General features: G+C 41.6%; 18 protein-coding genes. 2 read left to right on the forward strand and 16 right to left on the reverse strand.

What is annotated here, in order from left to right; translation table 11 throughout:
• Nucleotides 1–111 precede the first annotated feature (111 nt).
• The 3 genes from EGM47_RS15700 to EGM47_RS15710 all read right to left on the reverse strand — a co-directional run bounded on the left by EGM47_RS15700 (nt 112) and on the right by EGM47_RS15710 (nt 5,453).
• On the reverse strand, nt 112–2,874 hold the full coding sequence (locus EGM47_RS15700; RefSeq protein ID WP_124981787.1) for an outer membrane beta-barrel protein: 2,763 nt from the start codon (nt 2,872–2,874) through the stop codon (nt 112–114).
• 123 nt (nt 2,875–2,997) lie between these two features.
• A complete protein-coding gene (gene der / locus EGM47_RS15705) occupies nt 2,998–4,299 on the reverse strand; it encodes a ribosome biogenesis GTPase Der (RefSeq protein ID WP_124981788.1) in 1,302 nt (433 codons plus the stop codon).
• Nucleotides 4,300–4,475: 176 nt separating this feature from the next.
• Nucleotides 4,476–5,453, reverse strand: a complete 978-nt coding sequence (locus tag EGM47_RS15710) for a polyprenyl synthetase family protein (RefSeq protein ID WP_124981789.1) — start codon at nt 5,451–5,453, stop codon at nt 4,476–4,478.
• A gap of 207 nt (nt 5,454–5,660) precedes the next feature.
• Here EGM47_RS15710 and EGM47_RS15715 point away from each other — a divergent pair, with 207 nt between their 5' ends.
• A complete protein-coding gene (locus EGM47_RS15715; protein WP_124981790.1) occupies nt 5,661–7,133 on the forward strand; it encodes a T9SS-dependent choice-of-anchor J family protein in 1,473 nt (490 codons plus the stop codon).
• 760 nt (nt 7,134–7,893) lie between these two features.
• On the opposite strand, the gene rlmN is transcribed toward EGM47_RS15715, so the two are convergent.
• From rlmN to EGM47_RS15780, 13 genes are all read right to left on the reverse strand, one after another.
• Nucleotides 7,894–8,934 (reverse strand): 23S rRNA (adenine(2503)-C(2))-methyltransferase RlmN, encoded by a 1,041-nt coding sequence (rlmN, locus tag EGM47_RS15720; RefSeq protein ID WP_124981791.1) that lies wholly within the window; start codon nt 8,932–8,934, stop codon nt 7,894–7,896.
• A gap of 127 nt (nt 8,935–9,061) precedes the next feature.
• The gene (locus EGM47_RS15725) at nt 9,062–10,750 is read right to left on the reverse strand and encodes a T9SS type A sorting domain-containing protein (RefSeq protein WP_124981792.1); all 1,689 of its coding nucleotides are present in this window, start codon (nt 10,748–10,750) and stop codon (nt 9,062–9,064) included.
• Nucleotides 10,751–10,920: 170 nt separating this feature from the next.
• Complete coding sequence (queA, locus tag EGM47_RS15730; RefSeq protein ID WP_124981793.1) at nt 10,921–11,973, reverse strand: tRNA preQ1(34) S-adenosylmethionine ribosyltransferase-isomerase QueA; 1,053 nt, start codon at nt 11,971–11,973, stop codon at nt 10,921–10,923.
• 67 nt (nt 11,974–12,040) lie between these two features.
• Complete coding sequence (locus EGM47_RS15735) at nt 12,041–13,297, reverse strand: 3-phosphoshikimate 1-carboxyvinyltransferase (protein WP_124981794.1); 1,257 nt, start codon at nt 13,295–13,297, stop codon at nt 12,041–12,043.
• Between the two features lie 3 nt (nt 13,298–13,300).
• Nucleotides 13,301–13,630, reverse strand: a complete 330-nt coding sequence (locus EGM47_RS15740) for a nucleotide pyrophosphohydrolase (protein ID WP_124981795.1) — start codon at nt 13,628–13,630, stop codon at nt 13,301–13,303.
• Nucleotides 13,631–13,633: 3 nt separating this feature from the next.
• On the reverse strand, nt 13,634–15,613 hold the full coding sequence (locus tag EGM47_RS15745; RefSeq protein WP_124981796.1) for a DUF3857 domain-containing protein: 1,980 nt from the start codon (nt 15,611–15,613) through the stop codon (nt 13,634–13,636).
• Nucleotides 15,610–17,520 (reverse strand): DUF3857 domain-containing protein, encoded by a 1,911-nt coding sequence (locus tag EGM47_RS15750; RefSeq protein ID WP_124981797.1) that lies wholly within the window; start codon nt 17,518–17,520, stop codon nt 15,610–15,612. Before EGM47_RS15750 ends, EGM47_RS15745 begins: the two co-directional genes overlap by 4 nt.
• Before the next feature lie 83 nt (nt 17,521–17,603).
• The gene (dtd, locus tag EGM47_RS15755) at nt 17,604–18,056 is read right to left on the reverse strand and encodes a D-aminoacyl-tRNA deacylase (RefSeq protein ID WP_124981798.1); all 453 of its coding nucleotides are present in this window, start codon (nt 18,054–18,056) and stop codon (nt 17,604–17,606) included.
• Nucleotides 18,053–19,060 (reverse strand): ribosome small subunit-dependent GTPase A, encoded by a 1,008-nt coding sequence (gene rsgA / locus EGM47_RS15760; protein WP_124981799.1) that lies wholly within the window; start codon nt 19,058–19,060, stop codon nt 18,053–18,055. Before rsgA ends, dtd begins: the two co-directional genes overlap by 4 nt.
• Before the next feature lie 85 nt (nt 19,061–19,145).
• Entirely contained in the window at nt 19,146–20,228 is a 1,083-nt protein-coding gene (locus EGM47_RS15765) for a bifunctional 3-deoxy-7-phosphoheptulonate synthase/chorismate mutase type II (RefSeq protein ID WP_124981800.1), read from the reverse strand.
• A complete protein-coding gene (locus EGM47_RS15770; RefSeq protein ID WP_124981801.1) occupies nt 20,218–21,078 on the reverse strand; it encodes a prephenate dehydrogenase in 861 nt (286 codons plus the stop codon). The genes EGM47_RS15765 and EGM47_RS15770 overlap by 11 nt, the downstream gene beginning before the upstream one ends.
• Nucleotides 21,075–22,235 (reverse strand): pyridoxal phosphate-dependent aminotransferase, encoded by a 1,161-nt coding sequence (locus tag EGM47_RS15775; RefSeq protein ID WP_124981802.1) that lies wholly within the window; start codon nt 22,233–22,235, stop codon nt 21,075–21,077. Before EGM47_RS15775 ends, EGM47_RS15770 begins: the two co-directional genes overlap by 4 nt.
• A complete protein-coding gene (locus tag EGM47_RS15780; protein WP_124981803.1) occupies nt 22,232–23,044 on the reverse strand; it encodes a prephenate dehydratase in 813 nt (270 codons plus the stop codon). Before EGM47_RS15780 ends, EGM47_RS15775 begins: the two co-directional genes overlap by 4 nt.
• Nucleotides 23,045–23,347: 303 nt before the next feature.
• Between EGM47_RS15780 and gldA the strand changes: the two genes are divergently transcribed.
• Nucleotides 23,348–24,259, forward strand: a complete 912-nt coding sequence (gene gldA, locus EGM47_RS15785; RefSeq protein ID WP_124981804.1) for a gliding motility-associated ABC transporter ATP-binding subunit GldA — start codon at nt 23,348–23,350, stop codon at nt 24,257–24,259.

Raw genomic sequence — 24,259 nt, forward strand, 5'->3', positions numbered from 1 at the left:
AATAGAGGCCAATTCACAAAGCAATCACAGCAAGGTCACATTTAAAACACAGGTTGCGGGTAGAAGTTATTTTTTACCGAGAAAGAAAGCATTTGGGATGACAACAAATCCTTATCCTTTATTGGGGTCTTTACCTCCAAATTTTGAGAATTTATAGGTGAAGCTGAGCATAAAATATTGCTGAAGGACAAGGCTACTGGTATCGGCCACAAAATCATCTGTAATGGTACGTCTGGTGTTAATCACTTCATTGAGTATGTCGTAGGCCTTGAGTTTGACCACCGCTTTGTCTTTGGCAAATTTATAGCCCAAACTACCAATCAGCACAAATGAGTCATTATCAAACTCATCTGATACATTACCAAATTTGTTGTATTCTCCCCTTAAACCAAGGATAACATTTTCTGGCCAATAGGTGGTCAAGTCAATGGCGGCATTCTGATTTAAAAAGTCTTGTTCCTGAATGCTACCAATGGAATACTGGGTGCTGTTTTGCGTGATCCCTAACTCTACATCCAGGTCAAATATGTCCTTGATCTCATAATTAAAATCCAATCCAGGGGACAATCCGTAACTGTCAGATTCATAAGCTACGCCATTGGAAAATCCCTTATTAAAGTTAACATCAGCGTTCATTCCGACTCTAAAACCTATGGTACGATCGTCTTTTTTCCAAGATTTACGGTAATTGGCATACATATAGCCACTATAAATACCATCAATATTCCTATAGGTTGTGGTTCGGATCAGGTTATCATCTGTGGTGGTGATTGCAGCGACCCTATTATCGGTGTAGGTAAAACCTCCTCCAGCATAGAACCCAGAACCTTTTTCCCAATCGTATTTGCTCAAATTAAAGTAGATATTATGACGCTGGCTTGCATCTAGATCAGGATTACCTACCACAATATTTTGCGGATTGGTACGATCTTCCACAGGTTGTAATTGTCGTACAGCAGGAACTCCAATACTGTTTCTATAATTGATGTATGCACGTCCAAATTTCCCAAATTTGTAGTTGACATATGCCCGAATATATGGATCAGTAAATTCCTTATCAAAGCTATTGTCCAACAAAGCGTCTTCACTTTCCAACGCCTGGTTGATGATACCCATGTCAAGATTAATCCTTAATTTGTCTTTTTTATACCTCAACCCGAGACTAGGTCTATTTTGGGAAGTCGTGATCCGGTAATCATTACTTAAGTTGGGGTTGAAGACTTCCCCTCCAGTACCATCCCGATCAAAAACACTTCTGATGTTTTCCTGTTGTCCATATTCAAGATTATAACTGGCAGATAAACTGAGGACTTCGGAGATTTTTTTGGTAAAATTGGGGGTGATGGACAAACTGTTCCCCTCTCCATTTTCAGTGATGAGTTGGTTTTGGACTTCCTGATCATCTTGATTCCCTGCGTCGTCAAAGGTCGTCCTCACACTGTTGAAATCACTAGAAGATTCGTTAATACTGCGATTCAGATTACCATATACCCCATAATAGGTGCCTTTTTCCTTAGTGCGTCTGGAAAAGTTAAGATTTATTGTTGCGCTGTTATCTGAGGCATCAGAATTTCTAGACGTGGTCGCTGTATTTATTATTGAACCATCAGACGCAGTTGCTGTTGCATTGGATGAACTCGAATTGACACGATCAGACAGGTTGATATTAGGACGTATGGAAATGCTGGTTAATGTGTCAGGCTTTACTTCCAGCCTACCACTTATGCGATGCGACATCCCATCAGTTTTTCCATTGGAAGTTGAATTGGTATTAAAGCTACGATCCGGCAGAAAAGTAGTTCGCCTGGATTCTCTGGCAGAGACAGTGTTGTTGCCTCCGTAGAAGTAATTCAATTGCATTTCTACAACTTCTCCCCAATCATTGGAAAGATTGACCCCACCGCTTTTACTGGAAGTTATTCCTCCACCTCCACCACCAAAGTTGACCCCATTGATGCCAAAACTACCGTTACTACTGCGGCTGACAGAATAAGCACTACTACCCATGGCATCATAGATCTCATCAAAACTAAAACCTGGGCTATTTATATTGTTACTGCTGCCCAGCACACTGACTTTAAAATCTTTATTGAAATAGTTGGCAATTCCGCTCATTGAGTACCGGTCATCCGTTCCTCCCCCTAATGTCAGTCTGGAAAACCAGCCTTTATTTTTGTCCTCGTCGATGGTAATATTGATCTCACTCACATTGGCATCTCCATCTTCCCCGGTAGCTTTTTGGGCGTCAGTCTTTGATTCAGTAACTTGGATTTTATCAATAATTTCTTTCGGCAGATTTTTCAGAGCGATTTTTGGATCATCTCCAAAAAACTCTTTCCCATTCACCAAAATTTTAGACACTTCTTTTCCATTGACGGTAATCTGACCATCCTTGTCTACTTCGACCCCAGGCAACTCACTGATCACATCTTCCAAGGTGGCATCCGCTTTTGTATTAAATGACTTGGCATTAAACTCTAAGGTGTCCTGCTTGATTGTAACAGGTGCTTTTCGAGCGACTACAGTTACTCCATCAAGGGCTTCAATATTGCTATTTAAAGATAGAACACCCAAGTCCAAGTCTCTGCCCTGGCTCAAATCCAGCGCTTTGGTATACTCCTGATAACCTTGATATGAAGTGTAAAAATTAACCTGCTCATATCCCGTATTTCCTGTCAGATTAAACTTCCCATCTGCGTCTGTGATGCTGTAGGTGATTAAGGTGGAATCACTCACACTTTCTAAGAAAACGGTGGCGCTTTGTAATTTTTCTCGGCTTAAAGAGTCTTGAACAGTTCCGGTAATATTGAATTGCTGAGCTGGGCAAGTAAAGGTTAGGGCCATCGTAGTGATGACGGCGATCCATAATCTCATAAATAATTGGAATAGTTGGTTGATATGACTACTAACGCAATGATAGGCTCGCAAGTCTACACCGGTAAGGAACTTAACAAAAAGTTAGGAAATCACTTTATTGAAAAGACGAGGAATACAATTCTATTTTTTTCGCATATAGACGCTTACAGGCACTCCGGTAAAATCAAAGTTTTTTCTAAGTTGGTTTTCCAGATAGCGCTTGTAAGAATCCTTAACATATTGTGGTAGATTACAAAAAAACGCAAACTGCGGTTGGGGCGTAGGTAATTGGGTAACAAATTTGATTTTGACAAATTTACCTTTTAACGAGGGCGGCGGATAACTTTCTATAAGTGGCAGCATCACTTCATTCAAGGTACTCGTTTTAATACGCTTACTGCGATTTTTATAAACCTCCACAGCTGTTTCAATAGCTTTAAAGATGCGCTGCTTATTGAGCACAGAAATAAAAACGATAGGAACATCAGTAAAAGGTTCCATCTGTTTTCTTATGTAAGCTTCAAATTCTTTGGCCGTATTGGTTTCCTTGTCCACAAGGTCCCATTTATTGATCAGGACGACGATGCCTTTTCGGTTGCGTTCTGCCAACCAAAAAATGTTTTGTACCTGACCGTCAAAACCTCTGGTCGCATCCAGCATTAATAAGCAAACATCACAATGCTCAATCGCACGTACACTGCGCATTACGCTGTAGAATTCAAGATCCTCGCGTACCTTTTTCTTTCTTCTGATTCCAGCAGTATCCACCAGGTTAAATTCAAAACCAAATCTATTGTACTTAGTATCTATAGAGTCGCGGGTTGTTCCAGCAATATCGGTGACGATATATCGGTCCTCTCCGATTAATGCGTTGATGAATGAGCTTTTCCCTGCGTTAGGGCGTCCCACTACGGCAAATCTAGGCAGGTCATCCTTTTCTTCGTCCACCTCATCAGGCAATATCTCTACCAAAGCATCTAGGAGTTCGCCGGTTCCGTTCCCATTCATACTGGAAATACTGAAATAATCGCCTAGTCCAAGGTTATAAAACTCAAAGGCATCCTGCTCGCGCTGGTTGTTATCCACTTTATTCACGACCAAGAAAACAGGTTTTTCCACCCTGCGTAGGAGTTTGGCAACATCTTCATCCATGCCTGTGATGCCAGTTTCAGCATCTACCATAAAGATGATGGCATCGGCCTCATCGATGGCCAGTTCAACCTGACGGTCAATTTCGGCCTCAAAAATGTCGTCACTACCAATGACGTATCCACCGGTATCAATCAGTGAGAATTCCTTTCCATTCCAATCGCTTTTTCCATAATGCCGGTCCCTAGTCACCCCACTGACAGCATCGGTAATCGCCTCTCTACGTTTGATCATACGGTTGAAAAGGGTGGATTTACCTACATTGGGTCTTCCTACGATGGCTACTATACTCATGACGCGGTTTTTGCAGTTGCAAAGGTAGTTTTTTAATTGGGATCCAGACAGATTTAAAATTACCGTTGGGGAGCTGTTGAGTTCGCTTTCGCGAAAGCTTACAAACCTGATGTACTATACAAAATAACTGAATTAAATAGCTGATTTACAACCTGATAAAAAGAAAGGTCTTTATTTTACTTTTTACGGTCGATCACATAGTCTACCATCATCATGAGCGATTGTTTATACTCTGACGATGGATAGGTTTCCAAAATGGTGAGGGCTTCATTCTTGTACTCATACATAGCCTTGATCGCGTAATCCAATCCACCGTGATCCTTGACAAATTGAATAACCTCCCTTACTCGTTTCTTATCCCGGTTGTACTTTTTGACACTGTTGACCAACCACTTGCGATCTTTTGGCGAAGCGTTTTGAATCACATGTATCAACGGCAATGTCATTTTTTGTTCTTTAATATCAATTCCGGTGGGTTTACCAATGCGCTGGTTACCATAGTCAAAAAGATCATCCTTGATTTGAAAAGCTATACCGATAAGTTCGCCAAACTTCCTCATTTTTTCCACATCTTCACTTCCAGGAGATACGGCACAGGCTCCAAGACTACAACAAGCAGCAATTAAGGTGGCCGTCTTCATGCGAATGATATCAAAGTAAACCTCTTCGGTGATATCAAGTCGTCTGGCTTTCTCAATTTGTAGGAGTTCGCCCTCACTCATCTCCCGCACTGCCACACTTATAATTTGCAAAAGGTCAAAATCTTTGTTATCGATGCTAAGCAGCAGACCTTTGGAGAGCAGGTAATCACCTACCAAGACAGCAATTTTATTTTTCCAGAGGGCATTGATAGAAAAGAAACCACGTCTTTTTAAGCTGTCATCTACTACATCATCGTGTACCAAGGTAGCCGTATGTATGAGCTCAATGACCGAAGCACCTCTGTAGGTACGCTCATTGATCTGACCTTTCCCAATCATTTTGGCGACCAGAAACACAAACATGGGTCGCATTTGTTTCCCCTTTCGGTTGACAATAAAATGAGTGATACGGTTAAGCAGTGCTATACGGGATGCCATCGAAAGCTGGAATTTCTTTTCAAACAATTCCATTTCCAAGGCAATAGGCCGCTTAATCTGTTCAACGATTTTCATGCAATGCAAATATAAGTCAGAGAGCGGATCGCATACGAATGAAGAAGAGCATTATCAATGAACTTCATTATTCATTCATCGATAAATCGATTAAGTTTATCGAATAAACAACCAGTAAAAAGCGAACGGATCAATATGTTGAACATATCTTTTATAAAATCTAGATTATTCTTTTATATTTAGAGCCAAAGAATTAAATCCATAACTATGAAAAAAATTACTTTATTGATTATGCTTCTGGCGACAGCTTTAGCTCATGCCCAGCTACCAGAAGATTTTAACGGCGCAGCATTTCCACCAGCCGGGTGGTTGATAGCTGATGGCGCTAATGGTCTTGGGACTACAGAGCAATGGCAACAAGACGGAACGAGCCCTGAGTTCTTTGCTTTAAGCCTCTGGGAGGCTGTAGCAACAGGTCAGTCGGCAGAAGATTGGTTGGTTACTCCATTAGTCTCTATCACTTCCACTGAAAATCTTTTACAGTTTTTGTCCACCGACCTTAACCAAGGAGAATTTGGTTCCGTACTGTCAATAAGGGTATCCACCACTTCTCAGAGCAACCAAGCCAGTTTTACTGAGGTGGCAAGTTTTACGGAAGATGATTTAGGAAATGATCAGAACGCAGCATTTGCTCAATTTACTGTAAATCTTAACGCATATTTGAATCAAAGTGTTTATATCGCTTTTGTCCATGTTCAAAACGACGGTGATGGAATTGTCGTAGATAACGTTGAACTGGTTGAAGCGGCAGCAGGGCCTCCAGGACCGGCCAACACACCTACGCCAGCGGATATGGCCACAGGAGTTGTTGTCGACATTACCGATGGTGCTGATGCGAATACCTTACCTGATAATGCGGTAACTTTTGCCTGGTCTGCAGACACCTCATTAGGAAGTGTGCCACCTTCTGAATTTGAATTCTTATTGGGAGATAGTCCAACTACTTTGGCTTCTTTGGGAGTAGTTCCAGCTACCACAACCAGTGTTCCTGTTCAAGGGTTCCAATATAACACCACTTATTACTGGCAAATTATTCCTAGAAATAATGCGGGTGATGCTACAAATAATCCTGTATGGAGCTTCACCACCGAAGCAGGAAATGTTAGCGCACCTGGCGTAGCCACTTCCCCTGTCCCGGCAGATATGGCCACCGGAGTACTACTAAGAGGTGATGACTTGAATATGGATGGTAATCCAGATAATGCTGTAGATTTTTCTTGGGGCGCACCTGTAACAGGTGATCCTGTAGAATCCTACATTTTTAATTTGGGTACCACAAGTGCAGTGGATTTATTTGTAAGCAATCGAGGAAATGCAACGACTTTACGATTGAGCGGATTACAGCCTAGCACAACTTACTTTTGGAGACTTGATACTTCTAACGTGGGTGGAACAACAACTGGTCAAGTTTGGGAATTCACCACCGACTCCACAGCTGGAATTGACGACGAGAAAACCAAACTATTCACCATTAGCCCTAATCCCACTAGTGATTTCTTGAATATAACAAGTGGTTTGCAAATCGACCAGCTAGAAATTTACAACGGGTTAGGTCAACAAGTAAAATCCTTTAAGCAGTTTACAGATAATGTAGATGTACAAGATCTTCCACAAGGAACCTATTTTGTGCGAGCTCAAAGTGGTGAGTTGACTCAAACGATAAAATTTATTAAGAAATAAATTTTTATAAATAACTAAAGGAAGCCGTTTTACCTGTGCGTAAAACGGCTTTTTTATTTTTGATTCCATTCTTTGTTGTTAGCTGACTTGGATAATCAAAGCATGAACACGGACAACAAAAATCCAAACGACAAATGACTTTATTCTGCTATGCCTGCAAATGCAATAATCCAACATTGTACTAGACCTTAATTTCATTTATTTTTCTTTGTGCCTATGCTCAGGCATAGCTGTTTGAGGCAAAAGACTTTAGTAAACGTACTTGTCATGATGTGAAAACAATGTCGACCTTGGCGCAATTAACCGAGTCGGATAATTTCCATTTACCAGTAGGTGTGAAGTAATTTTATGAACGACTGGCCTTCCCATAATAGGCATGCACAATTAGAACTTGTTGTAGGTAGAGGAAAAGGCACGAAAGGTCTACAAATTATTAAATAAAAGATTGTGAACAACCTTAACGAATCCAGTAGCTTACCGGTACGATGCAAGCAAAAAATTGGCAACAGTACAGCTGAAACCGAATATTTTATTTACACTAGGTTAAATAGTACTGGTGACACGTCAATGGTTTGTTATCAGGTAATAATGTAGGAGTAACTAGCCAAAATGTGGTTAGTTTTTAAATAACCAGGATGGATTTTAACTTTAGATCTGATCCACTGACCTATTCTGGAATTTGTTGCCTTAATCAATTGGAGTGAATAACAGAAATACAACACTACTTTGGATCTCATTTGTATCGATCTAAAAACAAATTCTATTTTTTATTAGCCAATTGACCACAAGCAGCATCTATGTCTTTACCTCGACTGCGACGCACGTTAACGATAATTCGGTTTTTTTCTAGTGCATTTTGATACATTTGAATTGCTTGCGATGATGCCTGTTCAAACCTTGGGTCATCTATACTGTTATATTCAATAATATTGACTTTGCACGGGATGACTTTACAGAACTTGACTAATTCGTGCACATCCTCTTCGGTATCGTTGATGCCTTTCCATACCACGTATTCATAGGTGACTCTGGTACCAGTTTGATCGTACCAATATTTTAATGCCTCCTTAATATCAGACAACGGAAATTGCTCATTGAAGGGCATAATTTGGGTGCGTTTGCTATCTATAGCACTGTGCAAAGAAAGCGCAAGGTTGAATTTTGGTTGGTCATCGGCCAATTTTTTGATCATCTTTGGCACTCCGCTGGTAGAAAGTGTAATGCGCTTGGGGGACATGTTCAATCCTTCTTCACCAGTTATTTTTTCGATGGATTTAAGTACATTTTTGTAATTCATCAAAGGCTCACCCATTCCCATGAAAACGATATTGGATAAGGGCATATGGTGGTAGGCCCTGCTTTGTGCGTCTATGGCAACAACTTGATCGTATATCTCGTCTGGATTGAGGTTACGCATCCGCTTTAAACGGGCTGTAGCGCAGAAGGCACAATTCAAGCTACAACCTACTTGAGAAGAAACACAGGCGGTTGTCCTGGTAGCAGTAGGTATAAGAACAGATTCAACGGTAAGCCCATCATGCAGTTTAACAGCGTTTTTAATGGTTCCATCATTGCTACGTTGCATATCGTCAACCTGAATATGATTGATCACAAAGTGCTCCTCCAGAAAAGCCCGAGTTGACATAGACAGGTTGGTCATGTCATCAAAGTTATGAGCACCCTTTTTCCACAACCACTCATAAACTTGGTTTCCTCTAAAAGCCTGTTCGCCATTGTCCACAAAAAATTGTCGTAAGGCTTCCTTATCCCAAGACCTGATATCTGTTTTTTCTTTCTTCAAATTCCTCAAATAAAAACGCGTTGCAAAATTAAGGGTTTTGCAACGCGTTCTGGAAATTTGACTGAACTTATTCAGCCACTGGTTCCGTTCATGATTGATTTTACAAGATTAAAATCAATACTTGAAATTACTTTTTAATGATTTTCTTTACCTCCCTTTTACCAGAGAGCTCGATGGAAAAGAAGTACATACCACTCCTTAATTCAGCGATATTCAATTGTGGTTTGTTCTGTTCAACGACACCAGTCATCAGTACAGCACCTGTGATATCATAAATATTATATCTAGCTGTTTCCTGTACCTCAACGTTGAGGATCTCATCTACGGGATTAGGGTAGATACTCCAGTCAGCTTGCTCATTTGCAATTCCATCTACACTAAGTGTAGAAAAGTAATCACCATCAAAGACAGACACACCAAGATTGGCAGGATCTAGCCAGTTCCTTAATCTTGTACTATTTGTTCCACCACCATTCCATGCGATATTGAATCTTCCATAAAAATCAGGAGATCCATTATCAGTAGTTCCGGAACAAGCTGCTCCACCTCCCAATAATTCACCGACAATATGTCCTGATGGACTGAGTAGCACGCTTCCTGAAGAACCTCCTTCTGTAACGCCATAGTCCCAATCTCCAACTGTATAAATATCCACTATTGCACCTCCAAAACTAATAGTTTGATTTACAGCAGGCTGATCATTTCTACATAATTTCATTATGTCAAAAGCTGGATGATGAACTCCAAGTTGAGAACTAGGTACATTAGTGGATCGATCCCAACCTGCATAATATAAGTCCCAACTGGCCGGAGGAGTCTGGTTAAGCTCTAGCAAGGCTGTATCACTTCCAGAGTGGTTTGCTCTTAAAACAGCTCCGCTAAGAACTTGCGAAGGGTTGGCAGGCCCTTGAGTCGGATTAAAGGTCGCACAATCTGGGGTGTTCGTATACCATTCAAAACCAAATGAATAGTTGCTGCCATTAAAAGCTCCTGTAGCTCCATCTGCCGTATCTATACAGTGGTTTGCTGTGTAAAAATAAGGTACTGTATCAGCATTGGTATTATTGATCATGGTTCCCGTACAGGTGAACGTTGCACCGTTTCTCGGAATTATTATCCTGGCAACGGCATGTATAAAATCATCTCTCACTGGTGTCCAATCCTGGCCATTGCTGGAGCCAAAATTTGGATCACACAAAACATCCACATTACATGGACCTGAGTTGTTCAGCATTTTTGCATTTACCTCATCTGCTTTAGATAGTCCCCTGTAACCGTGACCGATCTCACTGATGGACAATCGGCCTAATCCTTTAACCGCTGCAGGTTCAAAATACTCCAAAACAACATGATCTCCACGGATAACCCAGGAACCTAATTGACCGTCTGGTTGATTTTCTTTGGCAGTATATGGACCAATACGATCACTTTTATCCTTGGAATAAATATATAATTCAGCGCCTTCAGGCAGGTCGTAACGATCAAAAATAAAATTGATAGTAGTGGCATCGTTAGCATGCACTTCCATCATCCAAATACGATCGCCATTAGGCAGTACAGTCCATGACCCAGAATCGAATAAATTAATCTGAGCAGGAATATTGATGGCAAATCGATAAGGCACACCTAATAATTTGTCATTGACTGCATCTTGCTTTTTGACCGATTCAAAGTCAATTGCTGGTAAATCTTTTACCGGAACATTGTTTTTTGAAATGGATAGTCCCCAGCTTCTGGGAATAGCTTCATTCGTAACCTGCGCCGTGGACCATTGAAACAAGAATAAAATAACAGGAATAAATAGTATTTTTTTCATCTGAATAGTTTAGGGATTTGACTGGGCAATATACTAACTCCATTTAATTTTCCCTTAACTTTTATCTAAAAAATGAACATAAGACACTAATTGTTATAGTTTTGTGATAAATCAGCAAAAAACCTGCTACAAATCATATCGTAGCAGGTTTGAACATATTGTTGAAATGATTAATCCAATATCAACATGGCGTCGCCATAAGTGCTGAACTTATAATCTTCCTTCAACGCGATATCATAAGCTTTCTTTAGAAAATCATATCCTGCAAATGCTGCGGCCTGCATCATCAATGTGGATTTGGGATGATGGAAATTAGTAATCATACTATTGGCGATACTGAATTCGTAAGGAGGGAAAATAAATTTGTTGGTCCATTCATTGAATGGGTTCAAATGTCCATCACTACTCACTGAACTCTCCAGTGTACGCATAGTCGTTGTACCTACCGCACATACATTCTTCTTTTGATCGATTGCTTTATTGACCATATCACAGGCTTCCTGCGTGATAATCGCCTGCTCACTGTCCATTTTGTGTTTCGACAAATCCTCTACCTCTACAGGAGAAAAAGTCCCCAAACCAATATGCATGGTCACGTGAGCAACATTTACACCTTTGATTTCAAGACGTTTTAATAAATGCTTTGAAAAATGAAGACCCGCAACTGGAGCAGCAACAGCTCCTTCATTAGCAGCAAAAATGGTTTGGTATCGCTCTTCATCCTCAGGTTCAACATCTCTATTTAATTCTCTAGGAAGAGGTGTCTCACCTAATTCGTTCAATTTCTCACGAAATTCCTCATAGCTTCCATCGTATAAAAATCTCAAGGTACGTCCACGGGAAGTCGTATTGTCGATAACCTCAGCCACTAGACTTTCATCTTCGCCAAAATACAGTTTGTTACCAATTCTAATCTTTCTGGCAGGATCAACCAGCACATCCCACAATTTGGTCGTAGGATTTAATTCGCGCAGCAAGAAAACTTCAATACGCGCACCAGTCTTTTCCTTATTCCCGTATAATCTTGCCGGAAAGACCTTAGTATCGTTCATGACAAAAATGTCATCCTCATTAAAATAATCGATTACATCCTTGAACAACTTGTGTTCTATCTCACCAGATTTCCTGTGCAGCACCATCAATTTTGACTCGTCTCTATTTTCTGATGGATACTTGGCAATACGATCTTCTGGCAAGTCGTACCCGAATTGTGATAATTTCATTCAACGATTTTTAAGATAAACGACAAATATACAATTTGCAGACAGGGGTTGTCAAGTAAATTAAGCGTTAAATTTCTGTCGCGCTTACATTTAGACGACTAAGGTCTTCCCAAAAGGACTTATAACTCTTAGTAACTACCTGGGCATCCTTTACAATGATGTCAGTTCGACAAACTAAGGGAGCAAAGGCCATCGCCATCCGATGATCTTGGAATGTATCCACCACAACCCTATCATTAAATGGGGATGCGGTCGGAAAATTGAGTTTAATTTCCTTATCCGTGGTAGTTATTTCGCTTTCGCGAAAGCGAGAACCTACGAGCTTCATGGCTTCAATACGATCCGTTTCTTTAATCTTTAAGGTATGAAGTCCAGTCAGGTGCGCATTGACACCAAGGCCCAAACAGGTGGCAAAAACCGTTTGTGCCTGATCTGGTTCATGCGTCATATCCAACATAAACAGATCAGGAAGTTCCTTTTCTGTTTTGGTCAATACGATTTGCTCCCCTTGGTGTTCCGTAGTTACACCAAAAGAGGTGTAGATACCAGCCAACGCACGATCACCCTGTAAGGAATCCTCGAGGAAACTGGAAATAGAAATGGTATATCCAGGATCTTGGAGGGCTGTCCAGGCGTACCAATAACCAGCACTACTCCAATCACTTTCTATCTTTGCATTGGTCTGGCCAGCAGTTTCTAGTGATTTTACAACAATGGTTTCCAAACGATCGACCTGAGTGGCAGACCAATGCACGTCTACCCCTAATTCTTGTAAAATACGAACCGTCATTTCTAAATATGGTCGTGAGGTTAGCGCTGTCTTTAGTTTCAACAGCAGACCATACTCAAAGGTAGGAGCCATCAACAGCAAGGCTGTAAGGTACTGACTGGAAACACTCCCGTCCATAGTGAGCTCTCCTCCCAACAATTTTTTCCCTTTAATCGATAGCGGTGGGTAACCTTCTTTTTCCAAATACTTAATATCTGCACCCAATTCTCTCAAAGCCTCCACTAAAATACCGATGGGCCGTTGCTTCATGCGATCGCTTCCAGTAAGACTGATCTGTCTTCCTGGCTGACAAGCAAAATAGGCGGTACCAAATCGCATGGCCGTCCCTGCGTGACCTATATCCAGTACTTCATCCTTACTGTACAACACTTGTTTTAAATGGTGGGAGTCATCACTATCTGACAAATTATGGATTTGAATTTGTTGATAAATAGCTTGCAGGATGAGCCATCTATTGGACTCACTTTTTGAGCCCGATATCCTGAGGTGCCTCCCTGAAGGGGGAGAATCTAACTGTTCAAGTTTTATATCCATGACTCAGGATTTTAATTTGTCATTGTTGTGATGTCGATCGTGATCTCGCCTTGTCTTGAGCTCCATTTTTTTCTGAAAAGCTTCCTCCAGATCAGTCCCTGTTTGATTAGCGAGACAGAGTACTACAAATAGTACATCGGCCAGTTCTTCCCCCAGATCCTTATCTCTATCGCTCTCTTTTTCACTTTGCTCTCCATACCTTCTTGCGATAATTCGGGCCACCTCTCCTACCTCCTCGGTTAGCTGAGCCATATTGGTCAGCTCATTGAAGTATCTGACCCCATGGTCTGCAATCCATTGATCAACTTGTTCCTGTGATTTTTTGATGCTCATAGGTCATATCTTTTTCAGCACAATTTTTTCTGCATCCAAATCTACGATGGAAATAAAGAACTCTCTCCAAGAGGGATAAAGATCTGGCATGACCAAACTCTGGGTCATTTCAAATTCTGCTCTTATATTAACAGCTCCTGGGGTTAAACTGGTGTAATAGGAGTAACTTCCGATATTATCGCCAAAAACAAGCTTTTTAGACTCTGGAAGTGATTCGACTTCGTAGCCTTCTGGTATGTCTATATTTACGATGGTCTTGGTCAGAAATGGATATCTCAAATCCACAGGTAGGTTCCTTTCTTTTTTCTTAAATGGGTTTTCATCGTTCGCCTCAAACAACAAAGGAGTGAGATAGATCTTGTCCCCAATCTTTTCGGCCGCGTCTTTATAAGTTAGATTATACTTAAAGGTAATGGGACTCGACTTAGTTTCATAACCGTCGACTTTTAAATCAGATATGTTGAGGTTTTGAGCATCATCAACGAGCATTTTTTTTAATTTATCTTTTTGTCCAGAAGTCTCATTTCTGGTATGATAAGCCCGGTAATCGGTTTGTCTTCTTTGGACAGCCCCCTTTGCGACGAGGTCATCATCTAAGCTTAAATTCATCATGATTAACTCCTTGGTCGGATTCTCACTCATTAATGAGACCCAGCTAGACTGACCACCTTCCTTGATCACCCTTCCTTGCCAGTTGAGCGCTCTGACCGGCAATAAGTTTGGAGCTGCATTAGGTTCTGTTGCGTCTAATAGGATTAAGCCTTTTTCAGATTGCACGCTCGCTATCACATAGTTAAAACCATCTTGTGTAGGGAATAAAGGAATTCCATGAGATTTTGAGCTGAGAAGCACTGGGTATGAAGTGAGTCCTGCTTCTTTAAAAGCTGCAATCAGGAATAAATTAATGTCAGCTACGTTTCCAGCACCTTCTTTATATGCCTCTTTGATCCCTTTACGAGCGAACTTTCCATAATAGCCGTCCCACTTTATTTTAGACTTGACCATTTCATAAATCACCATCATTTTTTCCTGATCAGAAGTCACACCATAAAGTAAGGCCTCCAGCTCGTCCCTGAAAAATCTGGTATTTTTAAGCTGATCCCCAAAGTTGGGATGATCCAATATTTTTTTTGAAACATCCTCCCAACTGGAAGCAAAATTCTCATAGGGCTCTTGCGGGAATCTGCTACCAGATAACTCAATGATCATTTTTGCCCTATAATTCTCCAGACTTCCAGACATGGGTTCTGGGGTCAAGGCCGGCACATTGTTAGTATCCAAGCTAAGTATTTCATTCCTTGCAGTCCTGTTTGAAGCTGCTCCCGTCTGGGCACCGTTTCCTACAAAAAAGGTTTGATTTCCCGAAGTTTTGTCAAAACTAGGGAGATAATTGGCCCTCGGATTAAACATGACATTGTAGACATAATACTCTAACATCTCTACCTTGACATGCAGGTTGGCTATAGGGATAGTATATTGTAAATCTATATCGTCAATGCTAGGAAATGGAGACCTGATCGTGTATTCGTATTCTACAATAGAACCTATATTCACGTTGGGCATGGTAAAACTTTCTTGTTTCCAAACATCATCCAGATCCTCTTCAAAAGTCCCTGATCTTCTCAACTTGGTTTTTTTGACTTTACCATCGACCATGGTGTAAGTCGCCCCCTTCAAACCTGTCATCTTTTCTTTGGTTCGATTGTTTTTGTTATACAAACGCACCTGGTGGGTAGCATATTCCAAACCTTTCTCACTATTGATTTTGATACGTTCTTGCACGTTACGCAGTTGGGAAAAGCCTTCCCCTGGAACATATTCAAACCGAACTTCCACACTGCGATAGATCACATGGGCATCCTGATCACCCTCCACACTTGGTATCTCAAAATCGAGCTTACTTACATCACCATAGTCCAGGTCCTGGGCATTGGAAATGTAGGCTATAGCAACTATCGCTAAAAATAAAAATCTGTACTTCATATCGTTTTAATTACGGCCTTTCTGTTATCACTTTTTACTATCTCTGCGCGGAATTTTCTAAATTCCTCATATTCTTCTTTTGCATATTGACCATTATTGATTTTGAGGTAGCGGTAAGCTTGTATATTACCTGACTCATTCTTCTCAAATCTAGATTCGTACCGACCAAATTTTGTTTCCAAGTGAATGGGTTCAGGCAAGGCATCTATAGCCATACCTTCATCCAATTTAATCTCATAGGTATCTTCATCTATATAGCCTCTTTCAATGACAAGATCATACTTCCGGTTGTCATAGGCCTCAGGAAGAACATCATTATGATTAAAAATTAAAGGCGAAAAGAGAAAAAGATTCCCTGCCTTTGAAGCAAATTTTCTGATCGACAAATCCAGCTGTTCCCGAAAGATCGCCCTCTCATCATCTCGTTGAAATTCTTTGGATACAACTTCTAACCCATTGATGTCTCCCCACTGCTGTTGATACACACGATCAGCTTTGTTATCATCCAACTCCCTGAGACCTTCCCTAAGCTGAAACTGATAACCTTGGGTTTGAATCTTAATCTTAGCATCTGCACTTCCATCTTTGTTAAGTTGAATACTGATATCGGATGTTTGTGTATTTTCTTCTGTAGGGTAGGCCGTGGTGTGTACAATCCTTCCCCCATCCTTATTCACAACCAATGCATCCCGATCATCAGTCCAGCCTGCGATATAACCAAATGGATTGGTTTTGCTGGTGCATTCCAGCCACACATCTTCCTGATTATCCAGCTGAGGCAAGTATAGTACAACATGATTACCTTGAGTGGAGCTGAAATCCTTGTCAATATTCTTGATACCTCTATCACCATAAATTACTGCATATTCGGCTTTAACGCCCACGGTTTCCATGAGTGCCCTGGTATAATTACTTAACCCCTTACAATCTCCGTAGGCCATTTTATGAACCTCATCAGCCTCAATAGGTTTCCAACCACCTATACCTACTTGAACACTGATATATCGAGAGCGATCCTGCATGAATTGATATATCAACTTAGCTTTTTCCCTTTCGGTCTTTGCATTGGCTGTAAGCGCCAATACTTCTTCTTTTACAGCTTGGTCCAACTCACCCACATCAGACAACAGTTCGTCGTGCATCCATTTACCGAATGTTTGCCAATCTTTATTAGTTCCTTCAACGCCTTCCATCTTAAAATGCTCTAAAGCAATCTTAACCTGAGGACCGAATGTGAGGAATTCAGGACTGTAGTCTTGGGGTTGTATCGCTGGAATATTTGTAGCGCTGTAGGACAAGTTCCCTAGTTTCTCAATATTATAATCTTCCAGATTGGACTCCTTTACTTTGATAACCTCATCCGCATCATTGATCACTTTAAAGTGGGAGGATTGGGTACTGGCATAGTAATAATTCAAAGGCGTCCAGCTGGGTAAAAAGGCAGTGCTTTTGAACTTAACTTTGGATGTAAAATGAAAAGTGATAGGATATTGTCGTGGGATATATCTCAGAAATTTGACCCTACTATCACTGTACAAGGTACCGTTGGACACCGCACTTTCTTCTACAAAATCTCTTTCCTTTATTTCAGTCAATTCGTTTCCGTCGCTATCATATACGATGACGTTCAAATCACGGATGGAAGTCTGGTCGTCAAAAAATTGATGAGCCAGGACATCTCCCATTCCAGATTCATTGCGGACAGTAACAATCCTGTCGCGCTCCACTGTGACTTGATCGTAGCTTTCAATATGGACGGTGACTTCATCCTTCCTGATGATGGCATTGGCATCTTCGATCAGCTCGACTGGAATGGAAGAATAGGTAAGATAATCAGGTTCCTGACCGAAACCAACGGCAGCAACCAGTATGCCCCATATAAGGGCGGGTTGGCGGAAATTACTCATAATCACAAATAAAGCCAAAAAAAGCTATAGCGACAACTTCTTAACGGTTTGTTAAACTTGAAATGCTACTTTATCGATAATTACTATTCCTTCCGTTTAGAATCCATCACAATAGTGACTGGACCGTCATTGGTCAGAGCTACTTGCATATCTGCACCAAAAACTCCTGTCGCTAGTGGACGTCCCAGCTTTCGCGAAAGCGATGCGACAAAAGCGTCGTATAAAGGAATGGCGCTTAAAGGTTTTGCAGCCTTGATAAAACTAGGCCGATTTCCCTTTCTCGTGCTAGCCATTAATGTAAATTGTGAGATCACCATGGCATCCCCATCTGTATCGGCCAGGCTCAAATTCATTTTACCATTTTCATCAGAAAATAGGCGCATACCTGCGATCTTAGCGACCAGCCAATCCACATCTTCTTTGGAATCCTCTTCTTCAACACCCAATAGAATCAACAAACCTTTACCAATAGCTGCATGCTCTTTGTCTTCGATGGTTACCTGAGCCTGGGATACGCGTTGCAATACGACTCTCATGATGGCAAGGCGTGTTTATCCTGTCGATAATTATCTTCATCGCCTGTGACAATCTGCACATAACTCTCATACCTACTGAGCATGATATCTCCCGACTCCACAGCTTCTTTAATCGCACATTTGGGTTCTTCTAGGTGCAAACAATTATGAAATTTGCAGTCCTGCTTTAAAGCAAATATTTCAGGGAAATAATCACCGACCTCTTCCTTTTCCATATCCACCACACCGAATCCCTTGATTCCTGGAGTATCAATCAATCTCGCCCCAAAATCCAAATCAAACATCTCTGCAAAAGTGGTCGTGTGTTGACCTTGGCGATGCTGATCAGAAATCTCCTTGGTTTTCAGATTTAGTCCTGGCTGGATAGCATTGGCGAGCGTACTCTTTCCAGCGCCGCTATGTCCAGCAAACATGCTGGTGGCACCTTCCATTTTTGATTTGACCTGATTAACATTTTTACCATCGGCCGCACTGATGGCCAGACATTCATAACCTATAGATTTGTACAAAGCCATTAAGTATCTGACTTGATCCAACTCGGTCATGGTAAGCATTTCCTCGCCGGTATCCGGATCCAGAGTGACAACATCCTGGTCATCATTGTAAGTATCTACTTTATTAAAAGTCAAGACTACAGGAATATGGTAGGCCTCGGCCGTCACCAAAAACCTATCGATAAAGCTGGTAAAGGTTGGTGGGTTGTTCAACGTCACCAATAAAAATACCTGATCTATATTGGCGGCAATGATATGGGTTTGTTTAGACAGATTGACCGATTTCCTGACGATATAATTTTCGCGTTCATGAATCTCATGAATAATTCCGATCTCTTCATCTCCTTTGGTTTCTGTTTCAAAATCTACACGGTCGCCCACCGCTACCGGATTGGTACTCTTGATACCTTTTAAACGGAACTTTCCCTTGATCCGACAGGAATAAAACTGCCCGTCGCTTCCCTTGACCTCGTACCAGCTTCCGGTGGATCTGTAAACCGTACCCGTCATTTAAACCGTGTTTTCAACCTCATTACACAAAAATAGGTGTTTTCAATCATCGGTAGGAAATTACCCGTTGAACAAAATACGGCAATTACCCATTGATCACTTTCTCCTGATGATTGATCGATTCTTGGTGAACGGCTTTAAACACGCGCAGTATAAATTCTTCACTAAGCCCATGCTGCTCCCCTTCCAAGATCATTTTACCCAAAATCTCATTCCATCGTTTAGATTGTAAAACGGCCACATTGCGCTCTTTTTTAAGTACACCAATCGCATCAGCAGTTTTCATGCGTTTCCCCAGGGTCTCAATGATGGAATTGTCCAACACGTCAATTTGCGTTCGCAACTGACCCAATTTTGATTGATATCCTGCCTCATCATCCTGCTCCTTTCTGATACGCAAGTCTTTGAATATTTGTAGCAAGGTGGTTGGTGTCACTTGTTGAGCAGCATCACTCCAGGCATTGTCAGGGTCGTGGTGTGTTTCAATCATCAAGCCATCGTAATTCAAATCTAAGGCAGTTTGAGAAACATCAAAGATCATATCTCTTTTCCCTGTAATATGTGAAGGATCGCAGATCAATGGTATATCTGGATATCTGGTTTGAAAGTCAACGGCCAACTGCCACTCCGGATTGTTGCGGTATCTACTTTTATCATAGGTAGAAAAGCCACGATGAATCACTCCCAGATTTTTAATATTGGCGGTATGAAAACGTTCCAAAGCACCTATCCATAACGCCAGGTCCGGATTCACAGGATTCTTAACCAACACCACTTTATCCGTTCCTTCCAATGCATCAGCAATTTCTTGAACGATAAAAGGGCTCACGGTAGATCGGGCTCCAATCCACAATAGATCAATATCGTGTTCCAGTGCCAGCTCCACATGAGCGCGATTGGCCACCTCGGTAGCTGTAAGTAGTCCGGTTTCCTCTTTGGCTTTTTGCAACCATTTGAGTCCGATGGCGCCAACACCCTCAAAATTACCTGGACGAGTTCTGGGTTTCCATATCCCAGCTCTGAGATATGTCACATCACTATCCTTTAATTCATTGGCAATCCTGAGCACTTGATCCTCTGTCTCTGCACTACATGGCCCTGCGATCACCAGTGGATGCTCCAATTCATGGGCATCTAACCAGTTTCTGAATTCCTTTTTATTTTCCATTTTCCATTCCTTTTAATATGGTTCTGATTCTATTGGTTTGTTCCATATCCTCAAATATGGCATTAAAGTCATTGTTTTTTACGCTTTCGCGAAAGCGGGATAAATTGGCGATATAACCGTCTAGGCTATCCAGTACATGCTCCCTATTCTGGGCAAATATGGGCGTCCACATGGCAGGCGAACTCTTGGCGAGTCGCACTGTACTTTCAAATCCGCTGCCTGCCAAATCAAAAATATCCCGTTCATTCTCCTCTTCCTGGATCACGGTTTTCCCCAACATAAAGCTGGAGATATGGGATAAGTGTGACACATAAGCAATATGTCGATCATGGGCAGCTGGGGTCATATAACGCACCCGCATACCTAAATGTTCAAATATCTCTTTGGCACGTTCTTGCAAGGCAAAGGCGGTTTGCTCTACCTCGCATACAATCATGGTTTTTTGACCAAACAAACCTTTATGCGCTGCCTGCGGACCTGAAAACTCAGTTCCAGCAATCGGATGGGCAGCCATAAAATGGCGTCGATGAGCGTGGCCTCTGACTGTCTTACAAATTGCTTCCTTGGTAGAGCCAACATCCATCACCAGAGACTGCTCTCCTATTTGATCCAAAACCTTTGGCAACAGTTGTACCGTTGCATCAACGGGTATGGCAATCACCACCAGATCTGCGGCTGACAGCACTTCCATTCCAGACACTAGGTCTATTAGACCCAATTCTTTTGCTTTAGCAGCATGTTGCTTATCAGCATCGATCCCATGAAATACGGCAGATGGGTAAGCTTCTCGCAAATCCAACATCATTGATCCACCTATCAATCCTGTGCCTATGAGAACGATCTGCTTCATATCTCAACGGTTTTTTTCAAACGCTGGTTGATTTCATCGATACTTTCTTCATCAATACACAAAGAAAATCGAACGTATCCACGGCCATTGCTACCAAAAATGCTTCCAGGAGCAATAAAAATATGATGTTCATGAAGCAACCGATCTACAAATTTTTTATCGTCTAGATCGTTGTTGAGAGCACACCAGACAAACAAACCTCCTTGTTGCTCTAGCACCTTTACATCCAATTTACCAGCAACTTCTATCATCTTGCGGCGTCTGCTGGCATAAATCTCATCTTGCCTGAGCATCCAGGATGGATCAGTTTCCAAGGCTGCAATGGCTCCCTTTTGGATCGCATAAAACATCCCGCTGTCCATATTGGTCTTCACTTTTAATATTTCCTTTAAAAAAACAGGATTACCAGAGAGCATTCCTACACGCCAACCAGCCATATTAAAAGTTTTGGAGACAGAATTGAGCTCCAGGGCAATCTCCATTGACCCCTTCACTTGGTGAATACTATGCTTATCAGGGTAACCTACACAACTGTACGGATTGTCATTAACGATCAGGATTTGGTGTTTTTTTCCAAAATCTATCAGCTTGCTGAACAACTCGTTTGTGGCAGGTGCGCCTGTGGGCATGTGCGGGTAATTCACCCACATGATTTTTACATTGGACAGATCCATTTGCTCCAGTTCATCCAGATCCGGCAACCAATTATTTTCTGCTGTCAGCGCATAAGGAATAGCGGTAGCCTCACATAATTCGGTGGCGCTAGTATAGGTCGGGTAACCAGGATTGGGCAACAACACCGCATCGCCAGGATTTAAAAAAGCCATAGAAATATGCAAGATACCTTCTTTACTCCCCATTAAAGGCATAATGTCTGAAACGGGATTGAGCTTTACTCCATAATGACGCTTGTAAAAGGTGGAAATGGCCTCTCTTAATTCAGGTAAACCCAAATAACTTTGATAACCGTGGGCTTTGTTGTCCCCCAAAGCTTTAGTCAAGGCTGGTACGACTTGTGGCGGTGGAAGCAAATCAGGATTACCGATTCCAGCATTAATTACTGGTAAACCCTGGTCAATCATGGCTTTCACCTCACGCAATTTAGCAGAGAAGTAGTATTCCTGCACCGAGTTCAATCTGTGGGCTGTTTTGATCATAACTGCTCCGCTTTATAAATTCCTAGAATATTCATGGATTCCACCAAAATACCGATCTCCAACTGTGCCACCTCAAATTGAGCCAGGTCTTCAAATTCAAGATCAGCTACAAAGGAGTAAAGAAATGGTTTGTCCACGATCGGAATAGACTGGATTTTTGATAAGTTGACTCCCAGATCTCCCAAGGTATTCAGTATCCTACCCAAACTACCGGGTTGGTGGCTAGCGGTGAAGTTGATCGTAGCCTTGTTAGCCCCTTGTACAGTTCTGGGTTGACGCTCCAATACCACAAACCTGGTGGCATTGTTACGAACCTGCTGTATTCTTTTTTCAATAATGTCAAGGCCATACATTTGGGCCGCTTGGGCAGAAGCGATGGCAGCGACTCCTTTTTGTCCATTTTGGGCAATGCGTTGTGCTGCCGCTGCGGTATCATCTGTCTCAACGGCACGAATTCGCGGATGTTTCCTAAAAAAATCCCTGCACTGCAACAAGGCCATAGGATGGGATTGGACCTCGTGAATACTATGGATGTCCTGACCCTTTAAACACATCAGCTGGTGGTTGATATTCAGGTAATGCTCTGCAGTAATAGCCAACGCCTCGCTCTGGATCAAAGCATAGTTGGGCAAAATGCTTCCAGCGATGGAGTTACCTATGGCCATTATCCCACAGTCCACTTGGCCTGTCGAAACCAACACAGCGAGTTCGTCAAATGTACTGCACTCGCTCAGCTTTTGATTTCCAAACAATATCGTGGCGACCTGATGATGGTAAGAGCCTTTTATTCCTTGTATGGCTATTCTCATTTTGAACTAAAAAAAAAGTCCCGATTGGATCAGGACTTTATTGTTTATCGTGTTTGACTTATTACAATACCGCCCTGACCTCTGTAAAATAGAAGTAAAAGTTATACCAGAAATAAGCAGTTGTTATCATAATATGGGACTAATGTAAATCAGAAAATCTAAATTACCGCAGTATCAACACATTTTATGCGATTTTTGTAACGTTAACGTTATAGTTGTCGTATCTAAGTAGCTTTACGTACGTGACAAAAAATTGATCTGCTTTCGCGAAAGCGCTTACCACACAATCATTATCTTTACCCTATGTCTATAGTTGTTGATCAAATCACCAAATATTACGGATCCCAAAAAGCTTTGGATAAAGTGAGCTTTAACATTCAAGAAGGTGAAATTGTTGGGTTTTTAGGTCCTAATGGAGCAGGTAAATCTACCATGATGCGCATTCTGACTACTTATCTCAACCCAGATGAAGGCCATGGCACAGTCAATGGTCATGATTTAATCACCGCATCCAAGGCAGTACGAAGCAGCATAGGTTATCTGCCCGAGCAAAATCCTTTGTATCCAGAAATGTATGTCAGGGAGTATCTGCAATTTAGCGCTAGCGTATACGCTCTGTCAGATGTTCAACATCGAATTGATACAATTATCGGAGAAACCGGCCTGGATTCCCATGCCCACAAAAAGATCAGCGAACTCTCCAAAGGCTACAAGCAACGTGTAGGATTAGCCAATGCCTTATTGCACCAGCCCAAGGTACTGATCCTGGATGAACCCACAACTGGACTGGACCCGAATCAACTGGTGGGCATTCGGCAACTGATCAGAAAAGTAGGACAGCATACGACCATCTTGTTATCCACCCACATCATGCAAGAAGTAGAAGCTATGTGTGATCGCGTGATCATCATAAATAAAGGAAAAATAGTGGCCGATGATTACCTGGCCGACCTGAAAAGTGATGCGGTACAGGAGATCGAAGTAGAATTTGACTACAAGGTCGAACCAGAACTACTGCAGCAGATAAATAAAGTACGAGAGGTCGAAGATCTAATCAAACAACAAGGATTTTATTACCGACTGAAATTTGAGACCACAGAAGATATGCGCAGCGCCGTTTTTGATTTTGCTCACGATAATGAATTGCGCATTTTGGCTTTGAATAAAAGGAACAAAAATCTGGAATCCATGTTTCAGGAACTCACCAAGGATTGA

It is taken from the genome of Nonlabens xiamenensis, from assembly GCF_003865345.1.
Classification (GTDB): domain Bacteria; phylum Bacteroidota; class Bacteroidia; order Flavobacteriales; family Flavobacteriaceae; genus Nonlabens; species Nonlabens xiamenensis.